The organism is Pullulanibacillus pueri, from assembly GCF_014639255.1.
Classification (GTDB): Bacteria; Bacillota; Bacilli; order Bacillales; family Sporolactobacillaceae; genus Pullulanibacillus; species Pullulanibacillus pueri.
Genome location: NZ_BMFV01000034.1, coordinates 1 through 18361, shown reverse-complemented (window position 1 = coordinate 18361; position 18361 = coordinate 1). Strand labels below are relative to the sequence as shown.

Below are 18361 nucleotides of genomic sequence, written 5' to 3'. Positions count from 1 at the left end.
CTTTTTACAATTCCTTTTCAGCGTAAAGCACGCAAAGCTTAAACAACTCTCTCTTTTAATAGTATAACCAAGCCTGTTGGTACATTTCAATTATATTGGGATGTATCAGTGTGTTTGGCTGTAATTCCACCCGTTTTCCCTCTTGATAAATTTTAGCATCGATATCTTTACTAAACGCCGTCAGGCTACGCAATGTCGTATCGTTCAAAAATTTTGTAGAAATGGCATCAGAAATATGAATATCACTTACCGAGAAAGAATGGCGCGCCGCGAGGACAAAGCCCCAATCCCCAAAGCTGGGAACATCAACATGTAATTGAGCGGTGTGAAGCCCTGTTGCTTTTACTGTTTTATCAATGGTCCAATAAACCTTCGTTGCAAATGTCGGACTTGTGGCCTGGACCATCATGGCTCCTGTTGGGCTAAGATGGTTTCTTACTAAGGAGTAGAACTCTTCTGTATAAAGCTTATTTAAGTTTGTATTATTAGGATCAGGTAAATCAATTAAGATAACATCATATAAAGCGCGACTTCCCTTAAGATATTCAAAAGCATCCTCATTCTTAATATGAACTTTGGAATTCATCAAAGCCTCTTTATTCAGTGTGGTTAACAAGGGATTGGTCTTAGCCAAATGTGTCATGGCAGGATCAAGATCGACTAGCTGAATGGAGCGAATATCAGGATATTTCAACAATTCCCGTGTCGCTAAACCATCACCGCCCCCTAATATCAACACTTTTTGTGGATGCTCTGCTAAGGCAACCGTAGGATGCACGAGCACCTCATGATAGCGATATTCATCGGAAGAGCTAAATTGTAAATTCCCATCAAGAAAAAGTCGGGTATCCCCCTGTTCCTTAGTGATGATAATGTGTTGATATTTCGTCTCCTTAGAATAAACTATGGGGTCCTTATAGAGCTTCTGCTCAAACAAAAAGGCTTGTTCATCACCAAAAAACAAACCTATCAATAATAAAATACCAATTACCCCTCCCACAAAAGAGAGGTACTTAAACCCGCGAATCTCGCTTTTAAAAGACACCAACATCCAAAGTGAAACAGCGAGATTGACTATCGCCACAACAAAGGCAGTCTTGACCATGCCAAAGGTTGGGCGCATCCAAAAGGCAAATAGAAGGCCTCCAATTAACCCCCCTGAATAATCTGAAAAGAGCACACGTGCGGTACTGCGATTAACTTCTTCCCCAATGTCATTAGCTTTGCGTATTAATAAAGGGAGCTCAAGCCCTGTTAGACCACCGACAATAATGATCACCAAATAGAGAAAAAGAGCATCTGACCCTTCTGGAAGATAGGCTGTCACACCAAACAATAAAAAAGAAGACATCCCTCCAACCAAAGCAATCAAGAACTCAATAATAATAAAAGCCCTTATTAATCCTTTCGTTACTTTTTCACTAATAAAAGCCCCAATACCCATTCCTGTAAGAAAAAGAGCGATGGTCAATGTATACTGCTTTACACCATCGCCCAATATGTAAGAGCCTAGAGCCCCAAAAAGCACTTCAAAAATAATACCGCAAATCGAAACGATGCCGGAAGCCCAGTACAAACGTTTCGTCTGCTTTAATGATAAGCCATTCACCTTCACGCTTTTCACCCTTACTCTGTTATATCATGCTACATTTCTCATATTGGATTGGGGTCATTTATGTGATAGAAGCACCGATGACAAAGCCTAAGCCGAGGGAAACACAACAAGAGATAATACCAACCGCGACATTGCCCTCTTTAAGTTTTTGTTGAACTGAAAATCGGGGAGTTAAAAGATCAAATAAAAAATAGATCACAATTTGGAGAACAACACCCACAGCTCCCCAAAGCAATGTAATACTTACGGTTTCCCCTTGTAATATCGCAAACATCAACACAATCGATAAACCGATGATCTTCCCACCGACTGAGAGGGCAACAGCGGTGTTCCCATCGGCAATCTCATCCCAATCTTTATACTTTGTTGTAATAAGACCAAACAAACCCACTCCAATAAGGACAACGACAATGGATACGACAAAATACAAAAGTGTTAGTAGCAAGGCATTCACAAGCTTCACTCCTTTTTATTTACTGATAAATCAACAACACGTCTGATGAACAATGAAAAATAGTGGCTATTAGTCAAATATCATTTGTTGCCTTTAATTGCAATCCTTAACAATCATTTCCCTTCACCAGGTCCACCACCGCGGAAGAGAGAAGATCGAAACAGTGGCGTTGATCCTGGTCCCTTATAATGGGTTCCTGATTTATTGTAGCCTTGATAGCATCCACCTGAAGTCACACAACGCTGCCTTTGAAGATTCGCCCAATTATTGATCCCAAAGAGGTGATTAAGGACAGCATAAGTCAGTAAGCCATCAAAGAAACTGGGATGATAATTATCACGAACAAAACCATAGGTTGCCACTTCGATATTCGTTTGCTTAGGATCCTTCTCGTCCTTCGTTAAGGTGACAAAATAATCATCATAAACAAGGACTTGTTTATCGTTTACAAGCTTTGACTCTCGATCTGGTTTGATTTCCTTTCTCAATGTTTGTTCAACTTCTTGAATAGATTGCTTTGTAGTAAAAAGTCGTGCCGTATCCTCTTGATCCACACTACTTTTTACTGTGTCACTCATTTGATACTTCTCTTTAATAACATCTAAAATAGATCGGCCAAACCCCGAACAACCAGAGATAAGTAAAGTGAGCAAAAGTATGATCGCAATGCCTTTCACTTTCATTGATCCACCCCCTTATTTCAAGCAAGCACAAAAGAGGGTGACTCATAAGAGGCCAGAGTACACTCATACTTCATATAGTCATATTTCATGAAAAATAAGTCCTATATGTTGTACAGGTGGTCCCTGACCCCTTAATTTAAGTCATCCTCACTCTTGGTCAATGAGTCCTATATTCTAGAGGTGCTTATTTCCCTAACTTTTTCTTAAGCTCTTCCAGTTCTAGATCAACATCACTTTTTGTTTCTAATGCTTCAAATTCATCGTCTAGACTTCGATTTTCCGAGCGCAAATCTTCACTTGTTTCTGCCTCGGCTTCATAGCGAAGCACTTTTTCTTCCATTCTTTCAAAGCCTTGTTTAGAGGCATCCGAACCTATAGCTGACATACTACGGTTAATCTTCGTTTTTGTTTTGGCTGCCTCAGCACGCGCTTTTAGGGAATCCCTTTTAAGATCCATTTCCTGATATTCATTTTTCATGTCTTGAAGTTTTGCCTTCAAATCGGCAGCATCAGCCTTAGCCCGCTCCCAAGATTCTTTCAAGGTTTGCGCTTGACTGTCATGCAATTTTTTATCTTCTAAAGCTCTTCTTGCTAAATCTTCATTGCCAGCCTCTAAAGCCTTGACGGCTTGAGCTTCACGTTTTTCTACAAGCTTCTCAGCATCCGTATATTTCTTATAAAGCATTTTCTCGTTTGCCATTTGTTTCGCTACCGCAGTTTCAACTTCTCGAATGTCTTCTGCCATATCTCTCATAAATTGGTCGAGCATTTTCACAGGATCTTCTGCCTTATCTAATAAGGCATTGAGTTCCGAAGACATAATGGTTTTGACACGTTTGAACATTTTAAACATCCGCATATTCCTCCTTAAAATTAGCTACCTGCAATAATATTAAAGTCATAGTCATGAGCTATATGACCTTGACTGGCTTCAATTTCTCCGCCCCATATTTCAATGGATAAAAAGGCTTCTTCTTCATCGTCACAAAAATCGAAGTAACGCACCATTTGCCCGCTCAAGTTATTATTTCTTCCTTGACCAGAGACATTAGCCGTCCCCTTCTCGTCAAGAGTATAGACGATACCATCATATTCGATACGATGAGGGATGGGCTCGGTAAATGTATGTTTGACTTTATGATACACGCCAAGTTCCAATTCATCATCCAGTTCAACAGAAAGCCATAGCGTATGATCTGGATTCTCCAGTTGGTATTCAAACCATTGAAAACCATGGTCATTAAAAATAATTTTCCCAACAACTTCAAAATCCTCTAATTCATAGGTGACCATATCGCCAACCCGAAGGTTCATGAGTGTCCGCTTTTCTATTTCTGGTCCCGTTTTTTGGGATTTAAGATTTTTGAGGCGCCTAAAAATCCCCATTGTACCACCTCTATTCTTTATCCATTGTACTCATATTTACGAATAACACCCTGCATTGGTTTCAAAAGAACGAGAATTTCTTGGCCAAAGGTTCCAATTCAAATCATTCCTTTTCCTTTTATATTTATGATAAAGTGAATAATATATCAAAAAAATGGGGTGACTGGGGCTTGACTCATCGTTTAAGTCAGTTAAAAAATTGGTTAATTGAAAAGCAATATGCGTTTACATTTTTATCCGAACCTAAAAATGTTTTTTATTTTACAAACTTTATGTGCGATCCACACGAACGCTTACTAGGATTAGTTGTCTTTCCACATCAAGACCCTTTCCTAGTGTGTCCAAATATGGAGAAAAGCCAGGCAGAGCAAGCGGGTTGGCAATATGACATTATCGGCTATGAAGATCATGAAAATCCTTGGACTCCTGTTATTAGGCGCATTCAAGAGCGGATAGAAGGAGAATCACTAAAGGCTGCTATTGAAATGAACACGTTGCCGTATCGCCATGGACTGAATCTCAAGGCATGTGCAGAAAATCTTCAATTCTATCCCGCAGAACCTGGTGTCGATCAGCTTCGAAACATTAAAGACGAGCAGGAATTAAAAAGCCTGCGAAAAGCAGCAGAGCTTGCTGATTTTGCTATAAGCGTTGGGGCAGGAGCCATTAAAAAAGGGAAAACGGAACAGGCACTTATCGCTGAAATTGAATATGAGCTAAAGAAAAGAGGCTGTGAGGGCATGTCCTTCGCCACTACTGTTCTTGCAGGGGATAAAAGCGCTGCGCCTCACGGAAATCCTGGCGATCGTCAAATTCGCGAAGGTGACTTTGTCCTGTTTGATCTGGGTGTTATCGTTGATGGCTATTGTTCTGACATTACCCGGACCTTTGTTTATAAGCATGCTTCTGATGAGCAAAGAAAAATCTATGACACTGTTTTGCAAGCCGAGGAAGCGGCTATCGCTGCAGCTCAAAACGGTGCCATTATCGGAGATGTTGATCGAACGGCACGCCAAATTATCGACCAGGCCGGCTATGGGAAGTATTTCACTCATCGCATCGGTCACGGGCTAGGATTGGGCATTCACGAAGCACCATCTATGAGTTCTGATAACACCAATCATTTAAAAACAGGAATGGTCTTCACAATAGAACCCGGTATTTATGTCCCTGACATTGGTGGCGTTCGGATTGAAGATGATGTCTATATTGGCGAAAATGGTCCTGAATGTTTAACGAAGTATCCTAAAGAACTTCAAATTATTGAATAACCCACGGTGTTAATCTCAAAAACCTGGAGACAGAGTGACTAGTCCTTGATAAGGTCATGAGGAAATTTTTTAGATTTACTTTATAGTATAAACGAAAACAGGTTGCCCGTTTAAATAATCGGACAGCCTGTTTTTTCTTGCACCACTTAAGCTTTTCTTCTCAAAAATAAGAGGAATTAAATATGCTGTTTAATAAGCGCTTCGGCCTCTTTATAAACTAAACCATGCGTATCTGCAACAGCTTTATAAGTGACATAACCGTCTAAAGTATTAATCCCCTTCAATAAAGCCTTGTTCCTCGAGCACGCTTCTTTATAACCTAACGAAGCGATTTGAATGGCATAAGGCACCGTCACATTCGTAAGTGCTATAGTAGAGGTTCTTGGGACTGCACCAGGCATATTAGCCACCGCATAATGCACAACACCGTGTTTAAGATAGGTAGGGTCATCATGTGTCGTAATATGATCAGTCGTTTCAAAAATGCCTCCCTGATCTATGGCGACATCAACAATAACGGATCCTTCTTGCATAGCCATAACCATTTCTTCAGTAACAAGTCGTGGCGCTTTGGCTCCTGGAATCAATACAGCTCCTATGACCAGATCTGATTCTGCAACAGCCTCCGCTATATTTAAAGGATTAGAAATTAAGGTGTTAATCGAATGCCCAAAAATATCATCCAACTGCCGAAGTCGCTTCGGGTTTAAATCCAAAATCGTGACGTCGGCTCCTAGTCCAACAGCAATTTTTGCCGCATTCGTTCCGACAATACCACCGCCAATAACGGTCACTTTCCCGCGCTTAACTCCTGGCACTCCACCTAGTAGAATCCCTTTTCCTCCATTGATTTTCTCTAAAAACTGGGCACCTATTTGTGTAGCCATTCGCCCAGCGACTTCACTCATAGGCGTTAATAAAGGTAAAGAACCATCTTCCAGCTGCACGGTCTCATAAGCAATAGCAACCACCTTATGGTCCGTTAAAGCCTTTGTTAATTCAGGTTCAGGCGCTAAATGTAGATAAGTAAATAAAATAAGACCTTCATAAAAATAATGATACTCCTCAGGGAGTGGTTCTTTCACCTTCATCACCATGTCAGTCGCCCATGCTTCTTCAGCTGATGGAACGAGGATCGCACCTGCTTCTCTATAGTGTTGATCGGTAAAACCAGAGCCCATTCCTGCTTCTGTTTCTATATAAACTTCGTGCCCTGCCTCTATCAAATGAACAACTCCCGCAGGTGTAATGGCCACACGGTTCTCATTGTTTTTTATTTCTCTTGGTATCCCGATGCGCATGGTAATAGCCCCCTCTAATGTTATGTTTGTCTAATATAGTTTATTGATGAAAACCCTTACAATTATGTAATCTACGCCAATTTCATAAAATAATCAAGAGTGCCACAAATAGATTCACTTTACTGATTATCATAATTGTTCCGAAAACGATTAATAACATCAACAGCGCCTGTTAAATCTAAGGCTGTCCCTGTAATCATCTCTGATTCTTTTTGACATAAAAATACAATTGCCCGGGCAATATCTTCCCCTGATACTGATCTTCCTAATGGGGTTCGATTCTGACTATGAGCTTCTGCATAGTCAATACCTACTTCCTTCATATCATTCTGAATAATTCCTGGACAAATCATATTAGCTGTAATGCCATATTCTGCTTCCTCTAAAGCAATCGTCCGGGTTAAAGAAAGGACTCCCACTTTAGCGGCTGCAAAAGGCCCCCGATGTAACCACCCCGGTGCATCTCCAGCATTTTGGAATCCATAAGTGATAATTCGACCAAATTTCTGCTGTCTCATGACCGGAAGGACTAATTTGGTTAACCTAAAAACCGCACTCAAATTCCCGTGGAGGAGATTGAGCCATTCTTCATCAGTGTAATCTGTCATTTTTTTTCTTTCAAAGACAAAAGGACCTGCATTATGAACCAAACAATCGATTCTATGGAATCGCGAGTAGGTTTCGTCAAAAAGAGTTTGAATATCCTCCGCTTTCGACACATCACCTTTGATGAATTGGAGTCTATCCGAGTTATCCTGCCACTCTTCCATCAGCGCCTCTCTGGCATGGTCATCACTACGATAGTTTACCGTCACAGAGTAGCCTTCCTGCAAAAATTGAAAGGCAACACGCCGACCAATCCCTTTTGTCCCTGCTGTTATTAAAACATGGCGCATCCTTTCCCCTACCTTTATTTCACATTTTCTTTAGTATATCTATTTTATCACTCATAGAAAGGAGTAAGCAAAAATATTTAGTTATGAGGCCCTTAAATATAAAAAGAGGTCGCCCCAAAAGTCCTAATAGGGACAGGTTGAGACGACTTCTTCTTGATGTTACCCCTTTATGTCAAATAATCCCCAAAAGACCACCTGCAAGTGGCCAACGATATAACCAGCCAGATAAACACTGGCAATGCAACGAATAATCAGGCTTGAGACTTGGGATTCGGGTAAAGCGAAGTGGATTCCTCTTTTATAGGCATGTGATTTAAGCTCAAAAAGAGAGAGGGTGTCCTCAACAACCATTAGGCTTTTGGGAAACCCTCTAAAAGTTAAGCTATCTTACTTTTTGTCCCCATCGTTTTTCTTTTCGGATAGCTTTTTTCCTTCAAAGACATTGTACGTGGCCATAAAATTATCAACGACACCACTCGCATACGATTCATTCAAATATTGAAGCGCTAATTTCTCGTTCTCTTCTTCATTTGTCCACTGTATTTTATCAGCCATTCCAGAAGCCCCCTTTACAAATATGAAAAGCACCGTCAATTTAACTTTTCATTATAGCTTCTGTCCATCATCACTAAAATATACCGTAATGGAGGCTGAATAACAGCTTCACACCTTATTGTTTTTTTCTCTAAACCAAGCATCAATTCTAGCAATCATTTTCGCCATTGCTTGACGATCCTTAAAGCTGGGTAATTTAACAAGCAAAGCGTCTTCAGGTTGCACGCGGTCTTCGCCTTTTTTCTGTAACACTAATATACTTTTAGCATGCCGTGAGTCTTTAAAAGTAGACTCTGGCAACTCAATAAAGGCCAATATATCCGCCTCATCTCGAATCAATTGATGAAGACTGCCTTCCACATCAGCTGTAAATAATTGATTGGGAATAAGCCCGATAAAATACCCTGCTGGTTTTAAATAATTTAGAGCTTGTTCAATCAACAAAAAGTGACTGAAAGGCTCTTCACCCTTTCCTACTCGAAAACCTTTGGCAATCTCTTTATTATAGTAAGTACCCACGGGTAAATCTGTAATGATCACATCAATAGGACTCATCATTAAGGGCCGTAAAGCATCTTGATGAAAAAGTTCAATTTCCTGTTGTTGTAGGTTTATGTTTGCATGGGCCAGATTGATCAATAAATCATCGATTTCAACACCCATGGCGAGCTTTGGTTTATTTTGCACATGATTCATGACTGTTGTCATTAAATTTGCCGTCCCTATCGCAGGATCTAAAAGGCTGTAGGCCTCAGGGAGCTCGAGTTTATCCATTAAATAACTGATAAATAAGGCAATCCCATCCGGTGTCATTTGATGTTGTGGCTGTGACGCTTGCTTCATCCCTTTGAGTAGAGCTAACTGAAACGCTTTGCGTACGTCCTCTGCCGTCATTCCCTCAATAAAAAACGCATCGTATATTGGAGTGAGTTGATCCTTAAGTATCTCCTGCTTAATCTCTCCATTACATATATTATCCACCGTTAAACAAAGTGCCTCAAGATAAGAGATTTCCTCTTCCTTCTCCAATAGTGTTGCTGATTGATCAAGTCGTTCAAATAAATGATTTAAGAGTTGTCCTTGTTCCATAAATTCCCCTCCAGCTTCCATCATACTGAAAAACAAGGGGACACGCAAAGACTCCGGTTAGCCGGAGTCTTATTTTAATAAAATTCATCCTCTTCTTGATCCTGCCCCCGACGACGAACGCCTCCACGTGGGCCTTCGCTTTTTTCTTTGCCTTTTAAAGCTTTCCCCTTTTCCATCTTGGTCAGCATCTGTTGTATTTTATCCACCGCTTGCGGAGCTAAATCAAGTAATTTTTCATAAATATGCGTACTATTATCCAAATGAATAGTCTTAATCCCTTGACTTCCGACTATAAGAAAAGCAATTGGGGTGATTGAGACACCTCCACCACTTCCCCCACCAAAAGGGAGGGCACTCTCACCAGAGCTATCGTCGTTTTGGCCTCCACTGGGTTTAAATTCACTTCCACCAGCTGCAAATCCGAAGCCGACTTTCGATACAGTTAAAATCACATTACCATCAGGTGTTTCAATTGGATCACCAATAATAGTATTAACATCCGTCATTTCCTGTAGACTTTCTAAAGCTGTTTTCATTAAACCTTGTATTGGATGTTCTTCTGGCATGTCTCCTGCCTCCCTTTCCTTTGTTTCGCGATCTTATAAGCTGTACGGATAGCATGCCCGAGCCGAAATTGAATCATGCATGTTAAATGTGTTTTAAACGTGAACACTTGGCTATAATCTGGTTGAACAATAAGGGACGGAGCATCCATTTTGTTTTTTAAAAAATAATGTTGTATAAAGCCTAAAAAAGTGGTCTTGAGTGTCCACAGAACGCCTGTTAACCACGCTGTTTTATCGGCTTCTTCAAAGCCAATTGTTGAATACCACTTAATCTCTTTAATCCTTAAGGAGTCCATAGAAAATTGAATCATCTGTTCTTCCAGTGTTGGTTTGTTCTTTAACGCACCAAACAATTCGAGTAACTGCTCTAGATCATTCATAGGGAGCTCTTGTCCGTTATCCTTTCTTTGTTGTCTCCAATTTTCCAACATCGTCATAGCTTTATTGAAAAGACTCATGGGTTGATCTGGATTAGGATATTGAATAAACAAAAAACGTATCCCTAAACACTTCAAAGTCACCTTGAAGTCTATTTTTGTATTGAGGACGCGCCCATCAATAGCAATACTAATAGTGGCAAAGATCACAAGCAAAAGAAATAAGATGATCAAGAGAACAACGATGGATAGGATCACGAGCAGCTTCATGATGATGGCCCCCTTAAATACTCCTTAATATCATCGACAAGCCAAAAAAAAATAAACAGAAAAAAATTATTTTCACTGTTTAACGTTTCTTTCTATTGCTTGAATTTAAGAAAAACGGGTCAAAAGCTCTTGGTTTTGTCCCACCACTGCCAAATTTCTCATCTCATGATTGTCAAACATAAGTCATAAAAAACAAAAAACCGGGCGTAAAAGCATACCCGGTCCTCATTCAGTTGGGCATTAAAATGTTTTTTACCAAAAGGCCTCGCCAACCCCCCGTTTGTTGGAACGAAAGACGCGAGATTCGGAATACTTAAGAAAAGTGTGTACCTTAGCGCCTTATGCTTTTTCCTTATACTCTTTGTCACGTAATGCCACACGACGAATTTTCCCAGAAGTTGTCTTTGGTAAGTCTTCAACAAATTCAATTTTACGAGGATACTTATAAGGCGCTGTTAGAGTTTTTACATGATCTTGAAGCTCGTTTATAAGAGTTGAATCTTCTTGGTCCTTTGGGTTCTGCAAGATGACAAAAGCCTTAACAACAGCCCCTCGATCAGGATCCGGACTGGCGACAACGGCACACTCCTTGACCTTCGGATGCTTAATAAGGGCATCTTCCACCTCAAAAGGACCAATGGTATAGCCTGAACTGATAATAATATCATCACTGCGCCCTTCAAACCAAAAATAGCCATTCTGATCCTTTCTCGCGCGATCACCAGTCAAATAATAATTTCCTCTCCTTGATTTCTTCGTCCGTTCTTCATCTTTATAATACCGTTTAAATAGAGCCGGAGTATCCACATGAACTGCGATATCGCCAACCTCTCCAACATCAGCGGCATCGCCGTCTTCTGTAATGATCTCTACTCGATTGCCAGGTGTTGGTTTTCCCATCGAACCGGGGCGTAATTCCATATCTTTCATAATTCCAACAAGCAGGGTATTTTCAGTCTGCCCATAGCCGTCACGAACATTGAGATTAAACTGTTTCTGAAAAATATCAATGACTTCTCGATTAAGAGGCTCCCCAGCCGATACAGCACTTCTTAGATGCTTCAAGTCGTATGCATTGAGAGCATTTGATTTTGCCATTAGGCGATATTCTGTCGGTGTACAACAGAGTACATTAATTTTATGTGCTTGAATAAGGGCCAGATATCTTTCCGGATCAAAGGGCGCGTTATAGAGAAAACCAGTAGCACCTGACCCTAAAGTCGCTAAAAAAGGACTCCACAGCCATTTAGCCCAGCCTGGTCCAGCTGTAGCCCATACCGTATCTTCGGGCTGAATATCTAACCATTGGGAGGCTGTCGTTCTAATATGAGCAAAGGCCCAGCTATGGGTATGAACAACACCTTTCGGATGCCCTGTCGTTCCAGATGTATAAGAAATAAAGGCCATTTCATCACTTTTCGTTTTAGCCGCTGTAAAATTATCCGATTCGGGGTTAAGCACATCTTCAAAGGACAGCCATTCTTCTGTAGGCTGTTTTCCTAAAACAATTTTAAAATCTACCACTTCCGTATCTGCCATTTCAATCTGTTCAGTTAAGATTTCATGGGCGATAATGGCTCGTGCTTCAGAATGGTTCAGACGATAGCTCAGATCATTAGGTCTCAGCATTTCTGAAGATGGGACAATCACCATTCCTGCTTTTAAAGCGGCAATATAAGCAACATATGTATCAAGCGACCTCGGCATCATGATCAGGATACGATCACCTTTTTCTAAGCCTAAATTCAATAGACCATTAGCAAGCTTATTTGCTCGCTTAATCAATTGATCATAAGTAAGTGTCAAAACTGTCCCCGCTGGTCCCACATATTTGAGAGCCAATTTCTTATCATTTTTGCCCGCAAACTGTTCAATTTCTTCCGTTAAATTATAGAATTCAGGTGCAATCAGATTTTCCATGTAACCGCTCCCTTTTTTCAGCTTATCTATATGATACTAGACAACAATCATTTTTTGAAGTTATATTTTTTGGAAAATTAATTTAAATCAAAAGACCTTAGTTAATAATGAGGCAAAAGAGTGTAGCCAATAATAAATCCTTGGAAAGTGAGGCCATTTTCTCTTGATTCTCGCTATGCATATAGATTGCGATGTAACGGGTAGATGGATTTCCGCTCCAGGTCGCTCACTTTCCTCATGCCCACAGGACGTAGGCAGGATCGGTGTTGTCACAGGACGTGACGATTTTAACCGATCGTCCTTAGTGGCCTCAGCTAACTTGGGATGCGTAGTCGAGTTTCCCCTAGTATTTACGACTACAAAACCCCTGTTCCTGCGTCTACTCGTATGGCTTCGTCGTCAGCTTTCTCGGAACAACTCGAAGTGTATTCGTGAAGTCACGCTGGCCCCGTTCCCGAAGGAGCCAGAGCGCCTTTTGCTCCAATCCACTTCCATGCTGTCGATGCTTTTTGAAGAAAAGAATGGGCATCTTTGCTTTTTTTTAAGCTAATATTAACTTTAGTTGCAAGTAAATCAGATCATCTTACCTAGCGTAGGCAGAATACGCAGACTCCAGTGGGAACAGCACGTGTCCGAAGATCCACTTTGGAGCACCAAAAACTGACTCCAAAGTTAGCTGAGGCCGTGCCCACGGAAAGCGAAGTATTCTGCCGAAGCGGTTGTTAAACACTAAATATAATAAGGTATGAGCTGCCAAAGCCGATCGAATTGACGTCGCAATATCCTTCAATTCCTCATCTTTCATCGCTTAATAACAGTACCAGTTTTCTTGCACTTTTCATCTTTTAATTATATTTGCAAACACAAAAACGGAGAGTGACACGAAGTCACTCTCCTAGCCATTGCTTATTCAGATTTTATTAGAATGATTTACCGCCAAGTTGTTGCTGAGCTGTTGCAACTAGACGCTTAGTGATTTCACCACCGACAGAACCGTTAGCACGGGAAGTTGTGTCAGGGCCAAGTTGTACACCAAATTCAGAAGCGATTTCTTGCTTCATTGCATCAAGAGCTTGCTCAACGCCAGGAACTAAGATTTGATTGCTGTTGTTGTCTGCCATGTCTCTCACCTCCTTGTGTACTTATAGAGTCTGCCAAGAAGGGAGAGTTCATGCATATTTCTTTTTGGTAATTATTTCTTTAATAACGCTTAATACAATCTTAAATCATTAGCTTAAAGAAGATCCTCAATAGCTTCTGCTTCTTTCCCAATATCAATAGTTTCAACCCCAGCTAAAGCCTCTTCTATAAGAGCTTCAATCGCGAGGCTTTTTTCAAATCGATTGGCCTGCTCACGTTTTGGCTTTGTCTTAGGGGCTCTTGGTAAAAAGAGTGTGCAACAATCTTCATAAGGACGTATTGAAATATCATAGGTGCCAATTTTCTTAGCGATATCAATAATATCCACTTTATCTGTTGAGACAAGGGGACGCAAAACTGGAAAATTGGTGACCTCGTTAATGGTGTTCATGCTCTCAAGGGTTTGACTAGCCACCTGACCTAAGCTTTCACCTGTGGCAATGGCCAGCGCATCATATTTAATGGCTAAACGTTCAGCAATACGCAACATCATTCTTCTCATAATGGTCATTCGATAATTATCAGGCATTGAATCGCGTATAGCAATCTGTGCATTAGTAAAAGGTACGACGTGAAGCTTGAGCCGACCGCCAAACTTTTTAAGTGTCGCAGCAAGATCAATGACCTTTTGCTTAGCACGATCATTGGTATACGGAGGACTATGAAAATGAATGGCTTCAATAGTGGCTCCACGTTTCATCATCATGTAGGCAGCAACAGGGCTGTCGATGCCACCAGAAAGCATGAGCATAACCTTACCTGCAGAGCCTACAGGAAGACCGCCAGCCCCTTTAATGACCTTGCCATAAATACGCGTGCTTTCTTCTAACACTTCCACTTGAATATTGACATCGGGATGATGAACATCGACTGTGATATTCTCCGTATTTTGGAGGACATAGGAACCGAGAGCATGATTAAGCTCTTTTGAATTCATTGGATATTTTTTATTTTTTCTTCTTGCGGATATTTTGAAGGTTTTTACTTCCGCTTCAATATCTTTTACGACCTTTAAAGAGCCTTCTTGTAACGAAGTCAGCTCATTATCCACAATAATCGCCGCTCGAATGGATTGAATACCAAATACGTGCTTAATGCGATCGGCAACCGTTCGATAATCCAAACCATTGAGTTGGACTTCAATATGGTCAAAATGTTTTTTTATAGTTAACGCTGACAGTCCTTTTAATTGTTCCTTTACACGATCATAAAGGGTGTCATAAAAACTTTTTTTGTTCTTTCCTTTAAGCGCGATCTCACCATAACGGATAATTAATGTTTCGTAATTCATTTTAAGCCTCCCTAACTTTCTCTAATTCTCCGACCTTTTTCTTGAATGCAGCGATAAACGTATTAATCTCTGCTTCAGTATTTTCAAAGGACATACTGATTCGAATGGCCTGTTTCGCAACAGCTTCAGGAATGTGACAGGCAAGTAAAATCTCACTTGCTCCTGTATCTTTTGAAGAACAAGCTGATTTTGTGGAAATATAAATCTCTTCCTCTTCTAATGCATGGATCAAAACCTCAGCCCTGATCCCCTTCACTGTAGCATTTAAGATATGCGGAGCTGATTCTTGAGCGTTTGAGTGTATTGTCACCAAGGGATGAGACTCTAATGCCTCGCGTATCTTCGCATTTAAAGACTCAAGTTGAGCGATGCCCTTCTGTGATTTTTCCATCGTGATTCGTAAAGCTTTCACCATACCGGCAATGGCGGGTAAATTTTCGGTCCCAGACCTTTGAGCAAATTCTTGTCCACCCCCCGCAAGTAAAGGTTCAAGACTTACACCTTCTCTTACATAGAGTATCCCTGTTCCCTTCGGCCCATGAATTTTATGACCTGATACTGTACAAAGATCAATGCCACTTTCTTTAAAATTCAAGGGTACCTTTGCAAGTCCTTGGACATGGTCCACATGAAATAGCGTCTTCGGCTTTGATTTCAATAACTTGCCAATTTCCTTCACCGGTTGAATCGTTCCCAATTCATTATTGACATGTATGATTGAAACAAGCAATGTATCCTCACGTAAGGCTTCTTTAAAATCATCCACCGAAATCCGCCCGTTTTCATCCACTTCTAAATAGGTGACTTCAAAACCTAAAGCTTCTAATTGCTCAAAAGCATTTCGACTCGCAGGGTGCTCTACTCTTGTCGTAATCAAATGTTGACCGCGATGTCTATATTTTAACGCGGCTCCTTTAATCGCAAAGTTATTCCCTTCAGTCCCCCCGGAAGTGAAGATAACTTCATTTTCCTTAACCCCTAGTAAGTCTGCGGCCTGCTGCCTCGATTTGTTCAGTAAATCCTCTGACTTCCCTCCTAGCCTATGAATAGAGGAAGGATTAGCAAAAAAACGTTCTGACACAATACGATAGGTCTCTAATACCTCGGGATAAGGAGGGGTAGTGGCACTATTATCCAAATAAATCATTGGCTACACAACTCCTTTATATATAAATAGCGTGGCGCTCACGCCCGGCGTCGCTCTTAGACTTATACTGCAAAACATTATTATTACACGTCTGACTTACACCATTAAACAATAGCGACTCTGACTCCCGATAGCAAGTAAAACGTTGAACAAAAAGAAAAATCCTCGGAAATGAGGATTTAACTAATCTCTTCAATTTCAACCTTGAACTTTTTCAATACTGTTTTATCGACTTGGAAAATGGCACTTGCCGCAATTTCAATGGCTTCCGTGTAATTATAACTTCTAAAATACGCTTCCGCTCGATTTAATTCCTCACTAATCATGGGATTTTGGCTTCGATACCTATTCCCATACTGAATCAACTGCTCCGTTAAGACCGCTGATTCAATCATTTCATCTGTTTTGTTGAGAACGAGCTTTATTTTTTCTTTTGCTTCAGGTAGAAGTTGTTTAACTGTTTGCATCTCAAGTGGCTTTTCATCAAGTTTACTACTGATTTCAGAAAGAACATCCTCGCCTTCCTCTAAAAGGGTTAAATATTCCGTTGGCACTCCTGGGAGATTGCTCCTCTGTAACTTTCGTCGCGATTCAATAAGTTGTTGTTTTAAATCCCTAAGTAAATCTTTGGCAACCATCTCATCTTTTCTTAAGGTATTAAGCTTGACTTTAAAAGCATCCACATCATCATGCAGATGATCAAGCTGTTCGCGCATGGCCGTGATTTTTTCAAACAAAATACTATAGGCTTCTCTTTTTTCTTGTAAAATTTCATCAACCTCATTAAATTCCTCATCAAGCTTTCCAAAGAATTGATCAATATCTGCTTGTTCTCGTAAATCCTCTTGATCTATGCGATAACTTTGTTGGACAATCACCGTTTCACTGCTCACATCATCAATTTTTTCGCCAACAATACGCAAATCATTGCGAAGAAGGTCTGCCTGTTCCTTAATTTTATGCCTGCTCTCCACTTCTTTTTCAATGAGATTATAGAGTGCCTCTAATTGTTCAAAGATAGCTGTTAAGCCTTGTTCGACCTCATTAAATTCAGCCTTCTCCATCTTTTCTTCAAACAATTGAAGTTTATCGCGAATAGCCACCATTTGCTCATCAATTTGTAAATGACTAAGAACATAACCACTATCAGTCATTTCCTTAACACCACTTTCAAGCTCCTTTAACTGACCAGGAATGACTTTGGTGATTTGCTTATAATGCTTAGGTATAATATCCATTGTTTCAGTGAGTGCTTCAATATCCGTTTTAGTCTCCGAAAGGATCTTCCGAGCATTAATAATATTGCCTTCATTTGTTTCCTTTTCAAAGAGAGTCAAATTCTCTTCGATTTTCTCTAATTTTGCTTCAACAAATGGCAAGGTCTTCTTATATTGTGGGCGATTCGTGATCAAAATCTTCTTTAGGCTATGAAATTGTTCCTTGACTTCCACAATATCTTTACGGTTTTTTTCATCGCTTTCCACGACGACATTTAAATCTGCTAGCATTTCTTTCAAGCGAAATTCAATGTCTTCCATTGTCAATTGTAATTCACTGAGAACCTGTGAAGCCTTATCAAAGCGAAACCTATCCGCCATTTCCTCTGCATCGAAAAGCCTCTCTTCAACTAAAGGAAGTTCTGTTGAAACAATTTCGTCCCAATCATGTCTCCAGGTTTCAAACTTCTTTTCTGTCTCTCCGACCATTTTCAATTCTTTGACCTTAGAAATTTCATCTTTCACCGGACGGTTTAAGATATCTATTTTCCATGATTCAATGTGATCAATTTGTTTATATATTTTTTTGCGCATGATTGCTCCAACAATGACAACAATAGCGACAATCACTATGAGCCCAATAACGACATAAGCCACCATTATAAAGGTCCTCCATTCCAGCCACGATAAATCAATATAAGTCCTTATTTCCACTGGTAGAAGTTATCCAACCAGTTCGGCGCAATGAGGCGATCCAAATCTACGCCCTTTTAAGGCTTGCCACTGGCAAGTTTTCTGTGAAAAGTCCACTCGACCACTTATATGTAGAAGAAGCAGCGAATATGACGAAAAAACATATATTATGTAATATTAATAATATCATGGAATAGAAGGAATGCGACAGTTAAATTCAAAATTCTTACGTTTTTTGATGAAAAAATGTCACCCTTACTTCTTATCTTTCTCATATATCATTTTCTGAAAGAAGACTCCCCTAGAGAGAAAACAATACTAAGGGATAGATAAAGTTAGATTACGGTAGCCAAAACGATTATATAATAACTCAAACTTCGCAGAGTGAAATCGACAAATAAGCCTTGATATAATTGGGAAGGCTAGCGATCCATTGCTGAAGTTGACTTTTTATAAATTTTTGTACTCTTTTGTTTGTCCTTTTTAGGGT

At 40.2% G+C, this 18361-nt stretch carries 17 protein-coding genes; 1 reads left to right on the top strand and 16 read right to left on the bottom strand.

Annotation, left to right across the window (positions count from 1 at the left end):
* Positions 1 to 55 precede the first annotated feature (55 nt).
* The 5 genes from IEV91_RS17275 to IEV91_RS17255 all read right to left on the bottom strand — a co-directional run bounded on the left by IEV91_RS17275 (position 56) and on the right by IEV91_RS17255 (position 4138).
* Positions 56 to 1609: a polyamine aminopropyltransferase gene (locus tag IEV91_RS17275; RefSeq protein ID WP_188498716.1), complete on the bottom strand. Its 1554-nt coding sequence runs from the start codon at positions 1607 to 1609 to the stop codon at positions 56 to 58.
* A 64-nt stretch (positions 1610 to 1673) separates the two neighbouring features.
* Positions 1674 to 2069, bottom strand: coding sequence for a DUF350 domain-containing protein (locus IEV91_RS17270; protein WP_188498685.1), 396 nt, complete (start codon positions 2067 to 2069; stop codon positions 1674 to 1676).
* A gap of 113 nt (positions 2070 to 2182) precedes the next feature.
* Positions 2183 to 2752, bottom strand: a complete 570-nt coding sequence (locus IEV91_RS17265) for a DUF4247 domain-containing protein (RefSeq protein WP_188498684.1) — start codon at positions 2750 to 2752, stop codon at positions 2183 to 2185.
* A gap of 184 nt (positions 2753 to 2936) precedes the next feature.
* A complete protein-coding gene (locus IEV91_RS17260) occupies positions 2937 to 3605 on the bottom strand; it encodes a PspA/IM30 family protein (RefSeq protein ID WP_188498683.1) in 669 nt (222 codons plus the stop codon).
* 20 nt (positions 3606 to 3625) lie between these two features.
* On the bottom strand, positions 3626 to 4138 hold the full coding sequence (locus IEV91_RS17255; RefSeq protein WP_188498682.1) for a DUF4178 domain-containing protein: 513 nt from the start codon (positions 4136 to 4138) through the stop codon (positions 3626 to 3628).
* Positions 4139 to 4308: 170 nt separating this feature from the next.
* Here IEV91_RS17255 and IEV91_RS17250 point away from each other — a divergent pair, with 170 nt between their 5' ends.
* Entirely contained in the window at positions 4309 to 5409 is a 1101-nt protein-coding gene (locus IEV91_RS17250; protein WP_188498681.1) for a M24 family metallopeptidase, read from the top strand.
* A 176-nt stretch (positions 5410 to 5585) separates the two neighbouring features.
* Here IEV91_RS17250 and ald read toward each other — a convergent pair whose 3' ends face one another.
* The 11 genes from ald to ezrA all read right to left on the bottom strand — a co-directional run bounded on the left by ald (position 5586) and on the right by ezrA (position 17838).
* Entirely contained in the window at positions 5586 to 6710 is a 1125-nt protein-coding gene (ald, locus tag IEV91_RS17245) for an alanine dehydrogenase (RefSeq protein WP_188498680.1), read from the bottom strand.
* A gap of 119 nt (positions 6711 to 6829) precedes the next feature.
* The gene (locus IEV91_RS17240; protein ID WP_188498679.1) at positions 6830 to 7606 is read right to left on the bottom strand and encodes an SDR family oxidoreductase; all 777 of its coding nucleotides are present in this window, start codon (positions 7604 to 7606) and stop codon (positions 6830 to 6832) included.
* 387 nt (positions 7607 to 7993) lie between these two features.
* Positions 7994 to 8161, bottom strand: coding sequence for a hypothetical protein (locus IEV91_RS17235; RefSeq protein ID WP_188498678.1), 168 nt, complete (start codon positions 8159 to 8161; stop codon positions 7994 to 7996).
* A gap of 108 nt (positions 8162 to 8269) precedes the next feature.
* Positions 8270 to 9250 (bottom strand): class I SAM-dependent methyltransferase, encoded by a 981-nt coding sequence (locus tag IEV91_RS17230; protein WP_188498677.1) that lies wholly within the window; start codon positions 9248 to 9250, stop codon positions 8270 to 8272.
* Between the two features lie 74 nt (positions 9251 to 9324).
* Complete coding sequence (gene ytfJ / locus IEV91_RS17225) at positions 9325 to 9816, bottom strand: GerW family sporulation protein (RefSeq protein WP_188498676.1); 492 nt, start codon at positions 9814 to 9816, stop codon at positions 9325 to 9327.
* Positions 9786 to 10463, bottom strand: coding sequence for a DUF2953 domain-containing protein (locus IEV91_RS17220; protein WP_188498675.1), 678 nt, complete (start codon positions 10461 to 10463; stop codon positions 9786 to 9788). The genes ytfJ and IEV91_RS17220 overlap by 31 nt, the downstream gene beginning before the upstream one ends.
* 339 nt (positions 10464 to 10802) lie before the next feature.
* Positions 10803 to 12383 carry an acyl-CoA synthetase MbcS gene (gene mbcS / locus IEV91_RS17215; protein ID WP_188498674.1) on the bottom strand — a complete coding sequence of 527 codons (1581 nt, stop codon included), beginning with the start codon at positions 12381 to 12383 and terminating at the stop codon, positions 10803 to 10805.
* A 920-nt stretch (positions 12384 to 13303) separates the two neighbouring features.
* Positions 13304 to 13504, bottom strand: coding sequence for an alpha/beta-type small acid-soluble spore protein (locus IEV91_RS17210; RefSeq protein WP_188498673.1), 201 nt, complete (start codon positions 13502 to 13504; stop codon positions 13304 to 13306).
* Between the two features lie 113 nt (positions 13505 to 13617).
* Positions 13618 to 14814: a tRNA uracil 4-sulfurtransferase ThiI gene (gene thiI, locus IEV91_RS17205; RefSeq protein WP_188498672.1), complete on the bottom strand. Its 1197-nt coding sequence runs from the start codon at positions 14812 to 14814 to the stop codon at positions 13618 to 13620.
* Position 14815: 1 nt separating this feature from the next.
* Positions 14816 to 15961 (bottom strand): cysteine desulfurase family protein, encoded by a 1146-nt coding sequence (locus IEV91_RS17200; protein WP_188498671.1) that lies wholly within the window; start codon positions 15959 to 15961, stop codon positions 14816 to 14818.
* A 179-nt stretch (positions 15962 to 16140) separates the two neighbouring features.
* The gene (gene ezrA / locus IEV91_RS17195; RefSeq protein ID WP_188498670.1) at positions 16141 to 17838 is read right to left on the bottom strand and encodes a septation ring formation regulator EzrA; all 1698 of its coding nucleotides are present in this window, start codon (positions 17836 to 17838) and stop codon (positions 16141 to 16143) included.
* Between the last annotated feature and the right edge of the window lie 523 nt (positions 17839 to 18361).